General features: G+C 36.6%; 15 protein-coding genes. 1 reads left to right on the top strand and 14 read right to left on the bottom strand.

Annotated elements, in window-relative coordinates; genetic code table 11:
• Positions 1 to 57: 57 nt before the first annotated feature.
• Entirely contained in the window at positions 58 to 780 is a 723-nt protein-coding gene (locus tag CW740_RS04290) for a WecB/TagA/CpsF family glycosyltransferase (protein ID WP_188459747.1), read from the bottom strand.
• Between the two features lie 82 nt (positions 781 to 862).
• A complete protein-coding gene (locus CW740_RS04285; RefSeq protein ID WP_198555371.1) occupies positions 863 to 2,026 on the bottom strand; it encodes a glycosyltransferase family 4 protein in 1,164 nt (387 codons plus the stop codon).
• Between the two features lie 231 nt (positions 2,027 to 2,257).
• Here CW740_RS04285 and CW740_RS04280 point away from each other — a divergent pair, with 231 nt between their 5' ends.
• On the top strand, positions 2,258 to 3,379 hold the full coding sequence (locus tag CW740_RS04280; protein WP_106646380.1) for a glycosyltransferase family 4 protein: 1,122 nt from the start codon (positions 2,258 to 2,260) through the stop codon (positions 3,377 to 3,379).
• A 75-nt stretch (positions 3,380 to 3,454) separates the two neighbouring features.
• Here the strand turns inward: CW740_RS04280 and CW740_RS04275 are convergent, their stop codons facing one another.
• From CW740_RS04275 to CW740_RS04220, 12 genes are all read right to left on the bottom strand, one after another.
• The gene (locus CW740_RS04275; protein WP_106646379.1) at positions 3,455 to 4,942 is read right to left on the bottom strand and encodes a hypothetical protein; all 1,488 of its coding nucleotides are present in this window, start codon (positions 4,940 to 4,942) and stop codon (positions 3,455 to 3,457) included.
• A 147-nt stretch (positions 4,943 to 5,089) separates the two neighbouring features.
• The gene (locus CW740_RS04270; protein WP_106646378.1) at positions 5,090 to 6,325 is read right to left on the bottom strand and encodes a glycosyltransferase; all 1,236 of its coding nucleotides are present in this window, start codon (positions 6,323 to 6,325) and stop codon (positions 5,090 to 5,092) included.
• Positions 6,326 to 6,454: 129 nt separating this feature from the next.
• On the bottom strand, positions 6,455 to 7,330 hold the full coding sequence (locus tag CW740_RS04265) for an SGNH/GDSL hydrolase family protein (RefSeq protein WP_106646377.1): 876 nt from the start codon (positions 7,328 to 7,330) through the stop codon (positions 6,455 to 6,457).
• On the bottom strand, positions 7,323 to 8,063 hold the full coding sequence (locus CW740_RS04260) for a sulfotransferase family 2 domain-containing protein (protein ID WP_106646376.1): 741 nt from the start codon (positions 8,061 to 8,063) through the stop codon (positions 7,323 to 7,325). The genes CW740_RS04265 and CW740_RS04260 overlap by 8 nt, the downstream gene beginning before the upstream one ends.
• Before the next feature lie 35 nt (positions 8,064 to 8,098).
• A complete protein-coding gene (locus CW740_RS04255) occupies positions 8,099 to 10,885 on the bottom strand; it encodes a glycosyltransferase family protein (protein ID WP_106646375.1) in 2,787 nt (928 codons plus the stop codon).
• A complete protein-coding gene (gene wecC, locus CW740_RS04250) occupies positions 10,885 to 12,144 on the bottom strand; it encodes a UDP-N-acetyl-D-mannosamine dehydrogenase (protein WP_106646374.1) in 1,260 nt (419 codons plus the stop codon). Before wecC ends, CW740_RS04255 begins: the two co-directional genes overlap by 1 nt.
• Before the next feature lie 12 nt (positions 12,145 to 12,156).
• Positions 12,157 to 13,278 carry a non-hydrolyzing UDP-N-acetylglucosamine 2-epimerase gene (gene wecB / locus CW740_RS04245; RefSeq protein WP_106646373.1) on the bottom strand — a complete coding sequence of 374 codons (1,122 nt, stop codon included), beginning with the start codon at positions 13,276 to 13,278 and terminating at the stop codon, positions 12,157 to 12,159.
• A 31-nt stretch (positions 13,279 to 13,309) separates the two neighbouring features.
• Entirely contained in the window at positions 13,310 to 14,782 is a 1,473-nt protein-coding gene (locus CW740_RS04240; protein WP_106646372.1) for a lipopolysaccharide biosynthesis protein, read from the bottom strand.
• A complete protein-coding gene (locus CW740_RS04235; protein WP_106646371.1) occupies positions 14,782 to 15,432 on the bottom strand; it encodes an ABC transporter ATP-binding protein in 651 nt (216 codons plus the stop codon). The genes CW740_RS04240 and CW740_RS04235 overlap by 1 nt, the downstream gene beginning before the upstream one ends.
• Positions 15,429 to 16,214 carry an ABC transporter permease gene (locus CW740_RS04230; protein ID WP_106646370.1) on the bottom strand — a complete coding sequence of 262 codons (786 nt, stop codon included), beginning with the start codon at positions 16,212 to 16,214 and terminating at the stop codon, positions 15,429 to 15,431. The genes CW740_RS04235 and CW740_RS04230 overlap by 4 nt, the downstream gene beginning before the upstream one ends.
• A 5-nt stretch (positions 16,215 to 16,219) precedes the next feature.
• Positions 16,220 to 18,019, bottom strand: a complete 1,800-nt coding sequence (locus CW740_RS04225; RefSeq protein WP_106646369.1) for a polysaccharide biosynthesis/export family protein — start codon at positions 18,017 to 18,019, stop codon at positions 16,220 to 16,222.
• A complete protein-coding gene (locus CW740_RS04220; RefSeq protein WP_106646368.1) occupies positions 18,012 to 18,419 on the bottom strand; it encodes a hypothetical protein in 408 nt (135 codons plus the stop codon). Before CW740_RS04220 ends, CW740_RS04225 begins: the two co-directional genes overlap by 8 nt.
• Positions 18,420 to 18,433 lie beyond the last annotated feature (14 nt).

Raw genomic sequence — 18,433 nt, 5'->3', positions numbered from 1 at the left:
AATTTTAAACACTGCCTTGTTTTTAGTGTGGCAATTGTAATTGAAAATACATTCTATTTATAGTTTCCCAGCCACATGCAACACAAAATAATGTAATAATGAAAACTGTCTAAACAACCTACCAGGTTGCTTTAACAACCTGTAAAACCACTCAAGATGCAGCTGCCTGAACAGTTTAGGTGCTCTTTTTACCTTTCCGACAAAAACATCATAACTACCTCCAACACCCATGTAGAATGCACTCGGATGCACCTCGCGGAGCTTTGCTATTAGAAACTCTTGCCTCGGCGAGCCTAACGCAACAGTAACTATATCCGGTTTAAGGCTTATTACCTCATCAACAATACTTTGCTCGTCTTCAAAGTAGCCATTTCTACGTGTTAAATTATGAACTCCAAACTCTTCTCTGAGTTTATCAGCAGTAGCTTTGTTGGTCTCTTCAGATGCACCGAGCAGATACACAGACTGTCCAGAATCTGCTACTTTCCTCATCAACTCAACCCAAAGTTCACAACCTGGGATACGCGAGTTTTCTACGTCTTTACGCTTAATCGTTTTAACGACAGATATACCATCAGCATAAAGCAAGGTAGCTGACAGCAAACAAGCTTTCAGATTTTCATCCTTTAATGCCGATATAACTTTTTCTGCATTGACGGCAACAGCAAAACCCGGCAAAACAAGATTATCTTTGGATATTACACCAATTGCTTCATCCAAATCTTCAAATGTAGAAATTGGCAAACTTCCTACTAATACTGTTTCTGGTTGTTGAGTCATATAATCTTCGATGTATAAAATAATTAGATATTGGTATTGGAGCTTATTTATAGCTTATAACCTAATAACTTTTGACAATAGGTTATAACTTTCCATATAAATCAAGAAGATACGTCTCTTGACTTTCCCAGCAAAGCTCTCTTCTGGCCTTAAGGGCGTTCTCTTTATATTTTTCCCTTAACTGTGGCTCACTTACCAGCTTCTTAATTACGGATATCAAACCTTCCAAGCTTTCATCGGTCAATAAACCGACCTTATATTGATTAATAATTTTTGAAATCTCAGGGAAGTTTGTCGCAATTACAGGTAAACCAGCTAAAACATATTCAAAAAGTTTATTTGAATCAGTCGAATAGTGATTAAGACAGGTGTTTTGAAGTGGCTGAATTCCGATGTCAGCAGATACTGTATAGTCGGGTAACTCACTCAAAGGAACCATAGGTATGAATTTAACTTTATCTGAAATATCTAACTCTCTGACTAATTCTTTTAAATTATCTTCTAGACGGCCACTACCAATTAATACAAAGTAAGCGTTGTCTATAGCTTGTGCAGCCCGAACAAACATCTCAAGCCCTCTCCCAGCCTGTAGCCCTCCTTGATATAACACAATAGGCCAAGCCTGCGTCAGGTTTAGTTCATCACGGATCCTAGTTGAGGTTCTAAGTTCGTAATATAAAGGACGGTTCTGTAAGACAGTAGGACGAGGGATACAATAGGCTCTTGAAAAGAACTTAGCTCTCATTTCTGTAGTAGTTATAGTCGCGTTAGCTTTGGGCATTAACTTTTTTTCAATCCAACCAATCCACTTTCTCAGTGACTGGAAGCCTTCCCTAGAAGTGCTTATTTCGTGGGCATCATATACCAGTAAAGCACCTGATAGCTTACTCGCAAACCAGGCTGCAGGTAGAACCTCTATATCGTGGGCATGAATAATGTCAGGTTTAGACCTAGCAACACTAACCATCATTTTTATCATTGAAAACATCTGTGAGCTGGCTTTTATAAGAGCGCTAAGCTGACTTTTGCGATGATTCCCAGCTCTTGGTTTTTTTCCGCTAATGCGTTTGACTTTAATGGCTGAGCATACCTCCTCGGATTCAGGGGTTTCATTCTTTAATTTCAAAGCATTAACAGTAACTCTATAGCCGTTACTTTGTAGAGTATTAGCTTCCTTTAATACTCTTGCATCATTAATAAATTCATTCCAAACCATCATAGCAACAGAGTTAAGTTTTTTCGTCATACTTTATCTCAGAACTCCAATCATAATTGCACGAAGCATATACGACTCCTTTAGAGAGTAGATTAATGAGGCTTATTTTATTCAGCAGCCTAAACGACTGAGTATTGTTTCTCATATTAATGACTAAAGACACCCCTTTAATTAACTTTATTTTCAAACAAAGTGTTCTAACTCTTTAGGTTTTATACGGCCGTGTTATAATCTGGCAACTCAGTTATTAGCAAAAATAACATGGAAAACTTACTTGAAGACATTACAGACCACGTACTTTTTCAAGCCGAAGGAATGATCGCGCTGATATTAGTTTTAGCTGGCCTGCCTATATTACGAAGAATTGCCCCAAAAGTTGGGTTGGTTGATCATCCCGGTGGGCGCAAAAGACAATGTACACCAACACCTTTAGTTGGCGGTATTGCAATATTCCTAGCAGTAACAACCACTTTATTTACCAGTACCCTTTTTTCAGAATTCAAGGGCTTAATTCTAGGGGCCTCAGCGCTATTTGTTGTTGGGCTTTTAGATGACCGTTATGATTTGCAGGCAAAGCTCAGGTTTGTATTACAAGCAATCATTGTTTCAACCGCATTGTCAATCGATGGAGTTTGGCTTTCATCCATGGGAAGTCTTGCGGGAGTAGACCTAAAGCTAGGAATATTACAATTTCCTATCACAGTATTGGCGGTCCTGGGTGTAATAAATGCAATTAACATGCTTGACGGTCTAGACGGCCTTGCATCAGGCGTGGTTATGCTAACCTTATTTTTTATATTAGGCTTCTCAGTAGAAAGTGGCAGTGAAATTGTGCTTATTTCAAGCTCACTCTTAGGAGCGACCCTTGGCTTTTGGCTATACAACTATCGATTCCGCTGGAGAAAAAGAGCCAGTGTATATATGGGCGATTCAGGAACGATATTACTAGGTTTTAGTCTTTCATATATTGCTGTCTACCTAACATTACCTCAAAAGACAACTAACACCCTTGAGCCAGCATATTTGTTATGGCTGTTTGCATTGCCTTTGTGGGATATCACTACAGTACTTTTTAAAAGAATCAAGTCAGGTCGCTCACCGTTCTTGGCTGGACGAGACCACATTCATCATATATTACTAAACCATGAGCTGAGCGTGAGGCAGACTGTGCTCTTAATTTATGGAGCAACTTTATTAGGGCTTTCTCTAGGAACCTCATTGTATTACTTCAAATTCGGCTCAATTGGATTATACCTATCGTTTATAGCATCATTGCTTTTCTATATAAAAGTTATTCTTAGATTCGAGCAAAAATTATCTGCAGAAGTTATTGAGCTGAATATTGCAAGAAATAAAAAAGAAAACCAAAGACAAAATTCTTAGTGTAAATCTCTAGGTAGAAGTTAAAATTAAGCTACAGGAACAGACCAAACACCAAGAAACTGAACAGAATATATGCTATGGAATAGCGAAAGTTTTCCCTTGAAAGACAAACCCTTTGTAGAATCCAATTGGTTCTTTAGTACCTATAATAGAGGCTGAGATCCAACCTCTTCTACCTTTTCTCATTTTGCATAAGGTACGATTTTCGTATTTTTGATGGCCCCAAACTGAACTTAGATTGTGCGTCCAAAATTGAACAACAGGCTCCCCAGGACCGGTGACCTTTACTTTATCAATAACAAGTAAATTACCCTCTACGATATAGAAGTCTCTTATATGTATATCAATTGAAGAAGGACAACCTGAAAAATCAGGATAAGACGTAACACGCCAACTAAGCTCTCCAGTTTTTTTAACGATTCCATGCTTGGTTCTTTTTCTGAAGGGTGTTGGCCCAATACAATTTGGAAATCCAGGGGCATCTGACAGCAAAGGTACATTATGCTTCCAAGCCTCCCTACCAGGACTTTCCCCTACGAATAAATCCTTACGCTCAAAAAAGAAAGAACCAGTGTCATGCTGTGCATTATGTGTTAAATGAACTCTAGAGCCATTAATCCATAGCATCCAGTCGTTGGTTCTTGCTGTTGCAAAATGCATCTTAAATACTTTCTCGGACTCAGTTGAATGAGATAAGTGAGGCAAATTAGTAACGAGAGGTGATAATCGTTCATCCATTCTGAGTTCTTGATTAAGCACATTATCTAGAGAGCCATTTTTAGATAGACTATCAGCAAATAAAACACCATTTTTGTAAAGCTTTCCCGGCTCACCATCACCGAAAGTAGCTCTAGGAATACCTGTCAAACCCGAGGCTAACCTTATATGAGTTTTCGCTCCCTCCAAACCTGGTAAGAAATTTTGAATATGGGAGTACCAATCAATATTATTTGGCCAAGTGATCCTTAACAAAGGAATTAACTCACTTAATATAAAAGACAAGTAGCTTAATCCCTCAGGATAGCAACCGTCTGATAAAGATCCTTTTATTATCTCTCTTAATAGATCTAACCCAATAAGTTCCTGATTTAAAAATTTAGCGCCAACTAGATATGTTGAAAGAATAACTATTCCATGATTTGTTGATCTTTTAATCCAATGAGAAGCATTTGGCAACTGCGTTATATATTCAGTACCTTTTGCATGGAATGTTTCTATATCTCCACCCAGTAGCGCCCAAGCACCAGGCAAGTATCCATTTGACCAGTTATTCTTATCAAAGTTATTTCCTTGAGGTCTCCAGTGTTCCATAGACCGAAGCATACTAAGAGAATTAACCGAGAACTCCTTAAACTTTTCTGAATCATAACCAGCCTCCTTACAAATACTAATCATAAGTGCTGCATGGTAAAACCTTCTAGAAAACTTTTCCCAATGAAGAATGTTTTTAAGGGTGGTGGGATACTCTGCTATGGGTGGGCTAAACTCAATATCCCTCAAATATTCAATAGTACTTCTATAGTATTCTTGATTGAGTCCTTCAATTTTAAAATTATTATTCATATGTTTGGTTAGGTCGTTGTAAATAAGATAGTAAGATGTTATGTAACAAGGTTAATAATTCAGTCGATGAAATACAAATCTCGCTACAAATAGTATCTTAAGAATTTAAATAAAAAAATAAATATGGAAAGCATATCAATGGACTGGTTAATTTAATATTTTCTGATATAAATTTACTAGAGCCTTCTCCTGGCTTTCCCAAGAAAGCTCTTTTCTAGCTTTAAGAGCATTAAGTTTATACTTTTCTCTCAATTGAGTGTCTTGTAACAGCTTATTTATTGCAAAAACCAACCCTTCGTGACTCTCGTCAGCAAGCTCACCTACTCCGTATTGATTAACAATTTTACGTATTTCTGGAAAGTCAGTTGCAATTACAGGCAAACCAGCTAGTACATATTCAAACAATTTGTTTGAATCTGTAGAATAATGATTTAGGCAAGTATTTAAAATAGGTTGAATGCCTATATCGGCTGAGGCAGTATATTCTGGTAACTCAGCCAAAGGAACAACTGGGATAAACTTAACCTTATCTGAAACCCCTAACTCTTCTGCCATAATTTGCATAGGCTGAACTAAACGACCGCTACCGATCAACACAAAGTATACATTATTAATAACTTGTGCTGCTTGGACTAGTCTTTCAAGGCCACGACCTGGCTGAATACCACCTTGATACACAATAATAGGCCACTGCTGCTCCAGAGAAAGCTCATCTCGAATACGATTAGAATTCTTTAGCTCATAAAAAGAGGGTCTATTTTGCAGCACTGTAGGTCTAGGTATTCCGTAAGCACGGGCAAAAAACTTAGCTCTCATATCCGTTGTAGTAATTGTAGCAATAGCCTTAGGCATTAACTTTTTTTCAACCCAACCAACATACTTACGAATTTTTTGATAACCTTCGCGACTTGTACTTATCTCATGAGCATCATAAACAAGTGGGACTCTTGCAATTTTTGAAGCAATCCAAGCCACAATCAGTGTGTTGACATCATGAGAATGAATAACATCAGGTTTTGACTTTACTAAGGCCCTACATAGTCCAATATGAGTAAGAGCTCTCATCATAGGCTTAAGCATAGTTTTAAATCGTGAAGGTTTTACATTTGTTGGAGAAATAGGCTTAGTTGATTGAGAATTACTATTATTTTCACTAAGGTGAAATGCTTTCTTTCTGGGCTTTAAACCAAACCTTTTTCTGAATCCCCAGAGGGCATTACGAGTAACACGTACAACCTTGACCCCACCTGGCAGCACCTCTCTTTCCTTGGTTTTGTTAGGTGTATGAATGGCGTGAACAGTCACATTATGGCCTGCATTTATAAGTGATTGAGCCTCTTTTAGAACTCTTGCGTCTGTTAAAAATTCATTCCAGACGATCATTGAAATATTTTTTTTAATAATATATACCTCACAAGAAAACTTGAGTGTATCAATTAAGATAATAATATAAGGAGCATAATTGATTAAGTAGGAGTAGGAGTAGGAGTAGGAGTAGGAGTAGGAGTAAGACTAAATATACTTAGCAACTCCCTCCTCAATTAATTTAGCAACTGCTAGACTGCCTTTTTCATTTAGATGAACATCGTCATAAAACATAGAGTTATCTAACATTTCATCTTCAAGATCCAATAAAATAACCCTGTGCTTTTTAGCAACTTCTCTCATAACGTGGTTGGCAGCTTGTCTGCACTCAATGATTAATTCGTAAGAAATAGTAGAATAGTTTCTACTCTTATACCAAGCTAGTGAATGGTAATCTGTTTGAATATATGGTGTGGTTGCGAAAAAAACTTTAAACTTAAAACTAGTGGCAACCTTTATAATTGATTCTAATACTCGACTAAGTTGAACTAAATTCTCTTTAAAGTCACCGGGATTTACAGGCATCCTTCTTGGTATCGGTTGAATCGGGGAATATCTTTTATCTGCAAAATTCCAAAATCCTTCTGAATTAAATAATGACAAAACATCGTTAGAGGGTAGTATATGTAAAACGGATGCAGATTTGTTTGCTGGAAGCCTTGCAATTAAGGAGTTTAAAACATGAAGAGAGGTTGCGCCAGAATAACCAGCATTATAAAAGTTCGTTTGCTTTCTGAAGGATTTGCTTTTTGAAAGAATATCGCAAAACCTCTTTCCCTGCTGAACATACACTGACTCGACAAAACTATCCCCAAATACATAAACAGGCGTGGAGTCGAATACTGGTATATCAGGATCGACTATAAAGCCATTGGAATTTGTATTTAATATGAATTTTTCTTTTTTTATTGTTCCGTTGGTCTTAGCTAAATAAGCATCCTCAGGAATCATTTCTCGGAAAACATTTGAACCAAACTCTTTGAGTCTTATAGCCCGTTTAATATTTTTATTTACATTACTCATTGATATCTAACTCAGATGGATAGTCAAAATGATTAAAGTCATTTTCATATTTTAGTTGAACTTTTTGAACTAATGATTTATTCCAGTATGTTGACAGGCGCTTTTCGGAAGATGTTTTTGCGGGTGAGGCATTAGTTTTTAATAATTCAATTTCAATATCCATACCGGTAATACGCTTATAAACATAAGAAAAGTCTGACGCAAAGTTTTCTTGTTTTCCAATAAAGTCATAATTAACCTTAGACATTAGTGTATCATCATACTGAACACGCCAATGATTATTTTGTTGAAAAGTAGTTTGAGAACAGATCGCATTAATAAACTCATCAAATGAAGGCTTATAACCTTTTTCTTTTCCTAGAACCCTAAGTAACTCGAAGTATGGACGACTGTTTAGACACAAGATTCTATCCAAATAACACGATAGCAGTCTAGAATATGGGTTTCTAACAAATGTGAATTTAAAGAAATCGTCTGAAGTAAAAACCCAATCATAATCCTTACTAGATAATTGATATGGAGATAGCAATGGTGATGATGCTCTGTCATGTACAGAAGGCATTTTCACTGGAACGTTCTGTAAATCTAATTGATATAGTAAATGCTTTACAGTTGAATTAGCAGCCTTACCTACTGTATGAAAAGCATATCGGTTCTTTAACGAAATATAAAAATGATCATAGAAATCTCTAACAGGTTTAAGCTGTGCTATTTCTTTTATAATAGTAGACATGTCTAACTTTCCAAATTTTAGATAGTAATTAATAATTAAACTGAACTTGGCTTCCCAAAGAGTATACTTTCAAGTTCGCTAAATATTTTTTCTTTTCCATACCTTGCTAATAGTTCATTTCGGTTATTAATACACTTTTGTCGATTATGATTATTAAATCTATTGATAAGGTCATCCACTTCTCCAGATGTCACCCAATCAGAAGGGTAAATTTTTTCAACCCCCTCCCAAGCCCAAACAAAGGGAAGCGCTCCTGCTACAACTCCGTCAGCTAAAGCATAATGAAATGATTCGTTATCGCTTGGAGAAAGGATAACATTAATATTTCTATACCATAATGGAACATCATTACCCCAACCATAATAGTGAATATTATCTTTCAAAATAGGATTGTTTTCGATTCGATCATATAAGGCGTAATAATATTCTAGTTCATTTGCTCTACCTGGGGCATGCATAAACTCAAGGTTTTCTGGTCTGTGTCCTTTAATGTGTAATGATGCCTGTAGCCCTTGATTTAGTAATTGTTCAAGTAAATCAATTGCTCTATCAAGTCTTTTTGTTTTTGGAACAATACCAACCATCCCTAGTTTTATTTCATCATCAAACGATTTATTATCGAAAGGTGCGGGCTCTATAAAGTTAGGGATAATACAAGTCTTATTAATTGGCCAGTTATAAAGCTCTATAGCTTTATCTCTTATAGTCTCAGAAACGAAAATAAACTTAGTTACATTGTTAAAATTTATATTTTTAGCAAACTTTCTTGCTTTTTCCCTTACTTCCTGGGCATGGATTCTGACATATAATGGCTTTTGGCTATGATTATTATTACTGTACCATACAGCATTTGCTAAACCCCATTCACAAAAAATGATATCTGCCCAATCCATTTTCTTTTGTACAGAACCTAGATCTGAATGGCTCCCCCAATCCCAAGAGTCTATAAGTGTTTTAACACCATGTTTTTTTAGATTAGATATAAATGGCGAGATAAATTTCAGGTCATTACCTGCAAACAAAACTTTTTGTTCATATTGAGGATGAACTGTAAAACTGCCTTTAATAGAGTTTGCAACACTGTCAAACGAATACTCTTGAAGAATTTTATTCATTAGAATATCACCAGAATACTCTGTGTTAAAACTTAATAACTGTCCAAGTTTGCTACAGTCTTGAATGAAGAAAGGATATTCCTCACCGAGTAACTGCTTATTAATATCAGATGGATAACATATTGCTTTATGTCCCGCTGCTACAGCTTCAATCAATTTCGTCGAGACCTCTAATGTAGAATTTTCGAAACTTGCAGGTCTATAGCACCACACATAATCCATCTTTGAAATCAAGTCTTGAGCTGCATTTCTACTAAGAGAGTTATAGAATTTTATAAATGCTTCTTTCTTTATCATCGATGATACAATTTGCTTGAAGCCGGGATAAGAGCCATCACCATTGCTTATTTTTCCTGAAGCAATATGTAACTCTATATTAATTCCTTTTGAAATTAACCCTCTAACTTCCTCAATTAATTCAAGAACCCCCCAATTTGGCTGGATTTTACCTGCATAGCCAATAGTAATGACATCATTATTAACAGAATCAATTTCTATGGAAGATTTTTTTGAGCTATTTGGTAGATCAACTGTCGGTGGCAAGTATATTGTTTCTATGCTTTTATTGTTGATTACAAATTTCTTAAGTTCCCGCTCTATTTCTTTTGTTTGATATAAAAGATAATCTGTATTAAATAAAAGCTCTTCCAAAGTATTAGAAGCCTGTTTAAGAATGATACCTTCAGGATTTGGCAAGTAAAAGTCTGTAACATAAACATATCGCCTACTACAGAAGTATTTGTCTTTCTGTACCTCAAGAGCGAGCTCAACACCTCTCGTAACTAACCCAGTTATCACAGGCGTTTCATTATCTAGCATTCTTAATGCTTCTACAGCTTTTTCAATACTAAAGGGGCGATAATGACGAAAGTCACTAGGGAATAATGTAGTAACATTTTTTAAATTAATATTTTTTAAAACATTACTTTCAGTTCGGATGTTATCTTTAGATAGCAGAATGACATGAGTAAATTTTGACAATATATTGACTAATGAAGTTAGCCAAATGGAAGAACCATCAATTGTATTAATGTTTATATCGCCATAGACTAAAACAGAACTCGGTAGGTGTTTTAATTTTTCTTTAATTTTCTCATCAATGGATAAAGGAGATACATCTCGCAATATTACTTCATTGATGTTTATTGACCTATCAAACTGTGATCTAAAGTTTACTTTTAGGTGTTTTATATCTTCTTGTAATTTTAGTAGCACTGTCTGTTTATAAATACCATCAATAAACCTACCATGTCCAAGATAGTCAAAAGGAAGGTTGGTTCTACTCTCTCTTTTAGAAAGGTTTTGCTTTAAAAACTTAGAAGCGCTATAACCATTTGTTGTAAAATCTAACGATACATAAAATGAATTTCTTTTAGAGTGTAGATATTTATCATTATGTGAGACTGTAAGCTCATAATCTCCAGGCAACAAATTGTTAAAAATAAACTGCTTAGATTTTTTGTTTGATATCGTAAATGGGTAAGAAGTGTATTCATCTCCATTAAATAGTATTGAGTTTTTTTTCCAGGTTAAATTTCGAAATGAGTTTGCAGTTAAATATAAAAATTTCTTTAAAGCGAGAATAATTACTTTTTCTACACGCTTTAGATAATCAATTATTTTCCTAGGAAGAAAAAAAATTAATACCCTTTTAAAGGACTTTATTATTTTCTTTGAAATTATTTTTATTGTTCTTTTGATTTTCATTAAAACAACCCGACAACATCAACTATTTGTGTGTTTAACTTAAAACTTTTCCTACTGAATGCCTTATATTGTTTGTGAGCAACTAAAAATACATGGATATCAGCTGCAATTTCATTTCCATCATATTCACTTTTGATATGTTGGCAAAGGTCCTCTGGCAGCTTTTCAATATTTGGCTCAGAAATCACCAAGTTATCTGGATACAATGCGGACAAACATTTTACAATTTGTAAGGCAGGACTTTCACGCAAATCGTCAATATCAGGTTTAAACGCTAGTCCATAACAAGCAATCTTGATCTCCTTTATAGATTTATTTTGTTCACCACAAATCAATTCAACTGCTCTGTTTACTCTCTCTACCACCCAAGCAGGCTTGTAATCATTCACCTGTCTAGCAGTATGTATAAGCCTTGCTTCTTCAGGTGTTTTATTGACAATAAACCACGGATCTACAGCTATACAATGCCCACCAACACCAGCCCCAGGTTGCAAAATATTTACACGGGGGTGACGATTGGCGAGTTCGATAAGCTCCCAAACGTTTATATCAAGCTTTTCGCTTATAATTGATAGTTCATTGGCGAAAGCAATGTTCACATCTCTAAAGCTATTCTCAGTGAGCTTGGCCATTTCAGCGGTTCTAGCATTGGTGATAATACACTCGCCCTCTACAAATATCTTGTAAAGCTGACAGGCTCTTTCTGAGCACTTTGGTGTCATGCCGCCAATTACTCTATCATTCTCAACCAACTCTCTAACGACATGCCCAGGTAAAACACGTTCAGGACAATGAGCAATATTAATATCTGCAAATTCCCCATTTTGTTGTGGAAAGGTTAAGTCAGTTCTTGCTTCTGCCAACCACTCAGCCATCTGCTCAGTCGCACCAACAGGCGATGTTGACTCTAAAATAACCAAGTCTCCATTTTTAAGAACTGGTGCTATTGCTTTACTTGCGGCTTCTATATATGAAAGGTCTGGCTCATGATCACCTTTAAAGGGGGTAGGCACTGCAATAAGATATGCATCTGCATTCTGTGGTGTTGTAGTTGCCTTTAAATATCCCTCTGAAACTGTGGCGTGTACGATCATGTCTAGCTCTGGTTCAACAATATGGATCTTGCCATCATTGATGGTGTCAACAACATGCTGACTAACATCAACTCCTATAACATTTACTTTTCTGGAAGCAAACATAGCTGCGGTTGGAAGGCCTATATAGCCCAAGCCAATGACTGATACAGTTTTAAATGACATTTAATTACCTATTTACTTCAATAATGCGTCTAATATTCTTTGACATGCTTTACCATCACCATAGGGGTTATGCGCAAAGCTCATTTTTTGATATGCAGTTTCATCGACTAGCAAGTTACTTAGCTCAGAAACAATAGTATCTACATCAGTTCCTACAAGCTTTACTGTACCGGCCGATACAGCTTCCGGTCTTTCGGTGGTTTCCCTCATGACAAGAACTGGCTTACCTAAGGAAGGAGCCTCTTCTTGAATTCCGCCGGAGTCTGTCAGAATGAGATGGGACTTGTTCATTAAATAAACAAACGGAAGATAGTCTAATGGCTCTATCAAATGTACGTTAGTCAATCCACTAAGCAGCCTATTGACTGGTTCTCTGACATTGGGGTTCAAATGTACAGGGTAAACAAACTGAACAGAGGGGAAATTTTGTGCAGCTTTAGAAATTGCTGTACAGATCCTTTCAAAACCATCACCAAAACTTTCGCGTCGATGACCTGTGATCAATACCATTTTTTGATCTAATTGTAACGAATTAAACTGGCGCTCTAACTTACTTGAAAGTTCTAAGTCATTTTCAAGCTTATTGATAACCTGTATAAGCGCATCAATCACAGTATTACCTGTCTCGTGAATCTTAGAACTGTCTACACCTTCTTTAAGAAGGTTTTCTTTAGATGTTTTTGTTGGTGCAAAATGAAGGTCCGCAATAGCGCCAGTTAGCTTGCGATTACCTTCCTCAGGCCAGGGTGAGTAGATGTTCCCAGTCCTCAAGCCAGCCTCAACATGTCCAACTTTAATTTGTTGATAATATGCTGCTAAAGATGCCGACAGTGTTGTTGCCGTGTCCCCGTGAACTAACACATAATCAGGTTTAAAATCCTCGAGGATATTCTGCAAACCAGAAAGTATTCCACACGTTACGCCTGTTAGATCTTGTCCTGGTTTCATAAGGTCCAAATCGTAATCTGGATTAATTTCAAATAGCTCAAGAACCTGATCCAGCATTTCTCTATGCTGAGCTGTTACACATACTTTTGATTTAAACCGTGTTGAACTTTCAAGTAACTTAACCAGTGGAGCCATTTTTATTGCTTCAGGTCTAGTCCCAAAAACTACTAAAACTTTCTTATTCATATTAACTCAATTTATTATTTTCAGATTAATATCACTTACTTATTTCATGAATAGTGGAGTATATAATTTTTCCAATACCAAATAGCATTAACAGCACAACCGCAAATAAAGCAATGTTATAACTAACATTTGGATAAGCATTATCTTCAGCAAGTGTGGGTGTTTGTACAATCACTAGATATTTTATTTGCCTATATGCCTCAACTCTTGATTTTTCAAGTGATATCTGTGAAGACGAGTAAGCTTGTAACGCCAATTCCATATCCACCTTGAAATCCACAAATTTGGACATGATTTCACTTACAGATTCTCCACTGTTTGTATCAGACAGCCTGTCTCTTTCGGAGCGCAGCTGTTCTTCCAAAGCTTTTATTTCATTCTTAATTGAGGTAACTTGTGGAGCCGTTTCATTCATAACACCTGTTAATGTCTTAAGCTCCGCCTGCTTCTGCGCTAGCAAGCTTTCAATTGAGTAGGCTATTTTTTGTATTGCCATTCCTTCGGCTTCAGGATCTAATAATCCATACTTATTCTGGAACTCTAATAGTCGTTTCTTAGTATCTTTTATTCGCTCTTCGACCAATTGGTGCTCGTTTTCGATAAAATTGAGCTGTTCCTCAGCCAATTTGTTACTTATCTGATTGATGTACCACTCTGCTCTTTCTACTATTGACTCGTTTAACAATTTAGAAAATTCTGGCGTGAATGCTTGAGTTGTAATATTAATGACTTGAGACTTCTGGTCTACTGTAACTTCAACGTGATTCTTATAATACGCATAGAATGCTTCTCTAGAACTATGTTTGCTAAGTCTCGAAAATATATCTGCCCCTGAATCAGTATAATGTTTTTTTAAATTTATTTTTTCATCAAGATAGTCAATTAAATCACCTGAATGAATAAAAGCCTTAACCAATTCCGCATCTGTACCTGTTGGCTTTACGCCTAATCCAGAAAGTAATGCCATGCCTGTATCCATTGTTGCCATACGATCGGGTTGTTCAACAATTAGTTGGGACTGACTTACATACCTCGGAGAGGCTACTAGTGTTTGATAAATAAAAAATAGTAACCATGGTAAAATCACAAACAGAAATAATGGTTTTTTGTAAACTTGAGAAGTAACGATTGTCTCTAACCAACTTTTATTAAGTATTGCTTCAGTATCACTACTTTTATTCTGCTTTTTTATTGTCTCCTCGTGTCTTAACGGAGCCGTACCTTTTTGATTTATGCTATCTTTGATATCTGCTTTATCATATTCTTCATTTTTATTATTTGGTATATCATCTTCTTTTCTTGCAATTTCTTTTTGTAACTTTTTTGTTAACTGATTGTTGAGCCTTCTGACTCTACGCATTATCCTTAATGACAGCTCTGGATAAGTTGTTTCAAATTTTTTTGCGCAACTAAATATATACTCAGGATCAGACCACTGCTCCTCACTCATTGTTGCTTTTAATTCAAGAAAGTCATTTTCTATTTGCTGAGGTGTCTTGTTCATCACAGTTTCCTGTATATTGAAATTGCTTCTTCTAAGTCTTCGTAAAACTTTAGTTGCCCAGCCTCGATAGTTACTGCACTATCACAAAACTGACGAACTTCCTTAATATCATGACTTACCATAATAATATTAGATGTATAGCTCTTTTCAATTAGCCATTGCTTTGCTCTCTTTTTGAACCTTTGATCTCCTACTGATGTTGCCTCATCTATCAAATAAATATCAAAGTCTATAGCTATACAACATGCAAAAGCTAATCGCGCTCTCATACCACTGGAGTAGGATCTAACGGGAAGATCGTACTTATGCTTTAGCTCTGTAAACTTTTGTACTTTGTTTTCATACTCTTCTAAATCTAGCACTCCGTTTACTCTGCCAATAAAACGCGTGTTTTCTCTACCAGTCATTTGCGGATGAATACCAGTTGCTAATGCAACGGGCCAAGATATAGAGCCAGAAGATGTTATAGTACCGCTATTTGGATATTCGCTACCCGCCAGCATTCTAAAAAGAGTAGACTTACCAGCCCCATTTGCGCCTAAAATGGCTAAGTTCCTATTTTCTGGAAACGAGAATGATATATTCTTTAGAATATATTGATTTCCTAAAGAGGACGGGTAATATTTGGTAACGTTATTAAGCTGAATCATACGCTTATTGCTTGTTTCCAATAACGTTTGTAAATAATCAGTGAAAGAAAAAATATCACTATAGTACATTCGTACAAATAAGATTGACTAACGCCTACAGCTCCGAAGCTCGGATATGCGGCTTGCCTTGAAAGTTCTATAGCATGTAATAGTGGATTCCAGTCTAAATATACCCAATATTCTTGTGGTACATCCTGTAGACTAAAAAATACAGCTGATATAAAAAGCATTGGCCTTTGGGCCATTTCTCTGAACTTATCGACCTCGGGAAAAAATGAAGTCGAGATCGCAAATATAATCCCAATACTTAGTGCTAATAGCCACAATAATGTAAAGTTGATAATTACCATTAAGGGATCTTTTAAAACAAGTTCAATTCCCAAAAACCACATGATAATAACCAATACTATAATAACCACGAGCTTAACTATGTACTCAAATAATGCAGTAGCTATAAATGAACTAATGGGAACAACTTGTCTGAATGCAAAAAGAGGCTTATCTTTTTTTAGAGCTTTTGAAGAAGCGCTCAGAGTTGTTATAAAAAACTGTAAAGACACAATCCCATACATCATAAAAACAAATGTCGGCATAGTATGCGTTTCACCGCCATTCATCAGCCCTCTAATGAAAGCTAAAATAAATATAAATGTTACTGGCTGAATTATCGCCCAACTAATTCCGAATTTGTCATTAAACCGACTTTGCAGGTCTCTTATAAACAAAGCAAAGATTACATCTTTCCATATACTGAGCCTGCTTCTTCTCTGAACCTGCGCCATAACTATTAATCTATTGCCACGTTCGCAGCTACAGCAATCTGGTAGATGATTTGAGTCATATCTTTAACGGCTTGCATGATTTTCGCATCAACTTTAGGTAACACCAAGACTTGATCACCCGGTTTAATTTTATTTTCGTTCTTAGAGTGGATCATCCAGCTTGATGATGACTGCTCAAAATAACTGACTAACCCATTGGCATGAACAACTATGATTCGCTCATGGTTTGCTCTTTCTGTGTAACCACCAGCCCAGGCGATATAGTCCTCAATGGTTGCATTGGGATTAAAGACAACTGATTGTGGTAACAACACCTCACCACCAACATGAACTAGGTCTGATTTTTGCGGGATGACAATTTCGTCACCCTGCTCAAGAAGAATATTGGCGATATTTCCATTTTCAGAAACTATGACTTTACCAAGTGGCTTTATTTGCTTTGCTCTGCGTACAAAATCGGAAACCAACCTAGCTTCCTGGGTTCTGATTGCACCTTCTCCACTAGATTGGACAGGAGCGGTATAAACACTTCGTTCTAATCGATCGAGTGCTTGGTCTATCATTTCTTTCTGCTTTTTAGCGACACTTTTTCTAAGTAAATAAATATTTTCAAAGTCAGCTAATTCTGGATCGATTTCTACATGGCTCAAAAGATCATGCAGTCTGGTTCGTTTTTTGACCGTGTAATGTGATGGTCCTAAATGGCTGCCACTGACCTTGATGTCGTATATTTGTGCATGCCAGTCATCATTAAATAATAATTTATCGCCATCCATCAGTTCAAAATCTGAAAACTGTTCGAATGGTAAGTAGACAGAGAAAGGACCATCTGGACGTGTGCCGGCAACCCCGACATGGCTTATGCTGGATAAAGGTCTTGCGTAATGAGATAACTCCTTACCTTTTGCAGTATCATCTTTAAACTCGAAGCGGAAAGAGTTTCTTGCTCCAGCCATTACGGTAACTGTTGATCCTTGTTGGGAGACCAGGATTACATCTTTATCTTTAAAACTAAATTCTGGTAATACGCCATTTCGTAGAAACTCGTAGAGATCAAACTTAATAACTTCTTTTTCATCTCTGATTACAGAAATTTCTCGATAGCTACCACGATCAGCATCAATTCCCCCTGCACGCTTTAAATAGTATAGGATGCTGTCGGATGCCATCCCTGCATACTGACCTGGTCTTATAACCGGCCCCGTAACATATACGCTAACAGGTGTTGGACTCAGCAGATTGACGTAAACCTCTACGTTTGATTTATAAACTTTTCTGATATGCGAAGTTACCAAAGAATTAACTTTGCTGGCTGGTGTATTACTTAACTTGATAGGTCCAATTTCAGGAAGAAAGATATTACCTTGATTATCAACGGTTACCACTTGTGACAAGTTTACGGCACCCCACATCCATATAGATATCTTGTCTCCTGGTGCTACTAGATAGTCTTCGTTTAAACCATCAACTCGCTCACTTTCATAGCCACCAGCAAATAAATTTGCACCATAAGGTGCTGGAAGCCCTGCTTCAGATGGTGGAAGTAATTTTTCTATTCGTTGTTCACCAGGAAGCAATTGACCGTTTCTATTTTGGTCTAAATATGTCTTGGGGTTAACTTGTTGTACTGAGTTAGCGTTATCAGTCTGGTTCGAGTTAAGTAAAGAGCTTCTTAATTCGAACTCATCGAGGAGCATAGCCTCTTCCTGGCTTGCTGAATGACCCATACTACTAACCAAGGCAAGTGCCAATAAGAAAAGCAATCGGATGTGTAAGTGTTTTGTATCCAAAAGATAACTATTCATTATTATTGCCCTCCCAGTGTTGAGGAGTCGGGCTTTTTACCGTTAGTGAAGAGGCCATAAACCAGCCACTGGTTGTCATACAAACAGTACTGTCATATCCAGTATAATTTTTTTCGAAAACTCTTACAGATTTGCAATTCAGGCCAAGCGCTGAAGTATATTCTTTGCCAACTAATATAGTGTCGCCCTGATATTGCAGCTTATCTCCTTCAGTGGCACCTTGAATAATGCGAGAGAAATCTTCCGATAAGTAATTTCCAGAATAAACTTTCTGATCTTGAATTAGTGGTATAGATGCAGAAACTTCCGGAGGAGCACTAACGCACCCCTGCAGAGCTAGCAGTGTACCTATTAGCAAGAGACCTTTACGCACTGAATTTTTCATATTATTTGTCTTCATTAACGAACAATCTT

It is taken from the genome of Kangiella profundi (genome assembly GCF_002838765.1).
Classification (GTDB): Bacteria; Pseudomonadota; Gammaproteobacteria; order Enterobacterales; family Kangiellaceae; genus Kangiella; species Kangiella profundi.
The sequence above is the reverse complement of the archived record's forward strand: the minus strand, read 5'-3'. Positions and strand labels throughout refer to the sequence as shown.

Excerpts from the sequence above, each read along its gene's own strand:
- CW740_RS04290 (WP_188459747.1), bottom strand. The coding sequence starts at position 780 with ATGACTCAACAACCAGAAACAGTATTAGTAGGAAGTTTGCCAATTTCT.
- CW740_RS04285 (WP_198555371.1), bottom strand. The coding sequence starts at position 2,026 with ATGACGAAAAAACTTAACTCTGTTGCTATGATGGTTTGGAATGAATTT.
- CW740_RS04280 (WP_106646380.1), top strand. The coding sequence starts at position 2,258 with ATGGAAAACTTACTTGAAGACATTACAGACCACGTACTTTTTCAAGCC.
- CW740_RS04275 (WP_106646379.1), bottom strand. The coding sequence starts at position 4,942 with ATGAATAATAATTTTAAAATTGAAGGACTCAATCAAGAATACTATAGA.
- CW740_RS04270 (WP_106646378.1), bottom strand. The coding sequence starts at position 6,325 with ATGATCGTCTGGAATGAATTTTTAACAGACGCAAGAGTTCTAAAAGAG.
- CW740_RS04265 (WP_106646377.1), bottom strand. The coding sequence starts at position 7,330 with ATGAGTAATGTAAATAAAAATATTAAACGGGCTATAAGACTCAAAGAG.
- CW740_RS04260 (WP_106646376.1), bottom strand. The coding sequence starts at position 8,063 with ATGTCTACTATTATAAAAGAAATAGCACAGCTTAAACCTGTTAGAGAT.
- CW740_RS04255 (WP_106646375.1), bottom strand. The coding sequence starts at position 10,885 with ATGAAAATCAAAAGAACAATAAAAATAATTTCAAAGAAAATAATAAAG.
- wecC (WP_106646374.1), bottom strand. The coding sequence starts at position 12,144 with ATGTCATTTAAAACTGTATCAGTCATTGGCTTGGGCTATATAGGCCTT.
- wecB (WP_106646373.1), bottom strand. The coding sequence starts at position 13,278 with ATGAATAAGAAAGTTTTAGTAGTTTTTGGGACTAGACCTGAAGCAATA.
- CW740_RS04240 (WP_106646372.1), bottom strand. The coding sequence starts at position 14,782 with ATGAACAAGACACCTCAGCAAATAGAAAATGACTTTCTTGAATTAAAA.
- CW740_RS04235 (WP_106646371.1), bottom strand. The coding sequence starts at position 15,432 with ATGATTCAGCTTAATAACGTTACCAAATATTACCCGTCCTCTTTAGGA.
- CW740_RS04230 (WP_106646370.1), bottom strand. The coding sequence starts at position 16,214 with ATGGCGCAGGTTCAGAGAAGAAGCAGGCTCAGTATATGGAAAGATGTA.
- CW740_RS04225 (WP_106646369.1), bottom strand. The coding sequence starts at position 18,019 with ATGAATAGTTATCTTTTGGATACAAAACACTTACACATCCGATTGCTT.
- CW740_RS04220 (WP_106646368.1), bottom strand. The coding sequence starts at position 18,419 with ATGAAGACAAATAATATGAAAAATTCAGTGCGTAAAGGTCTCTTGCTA.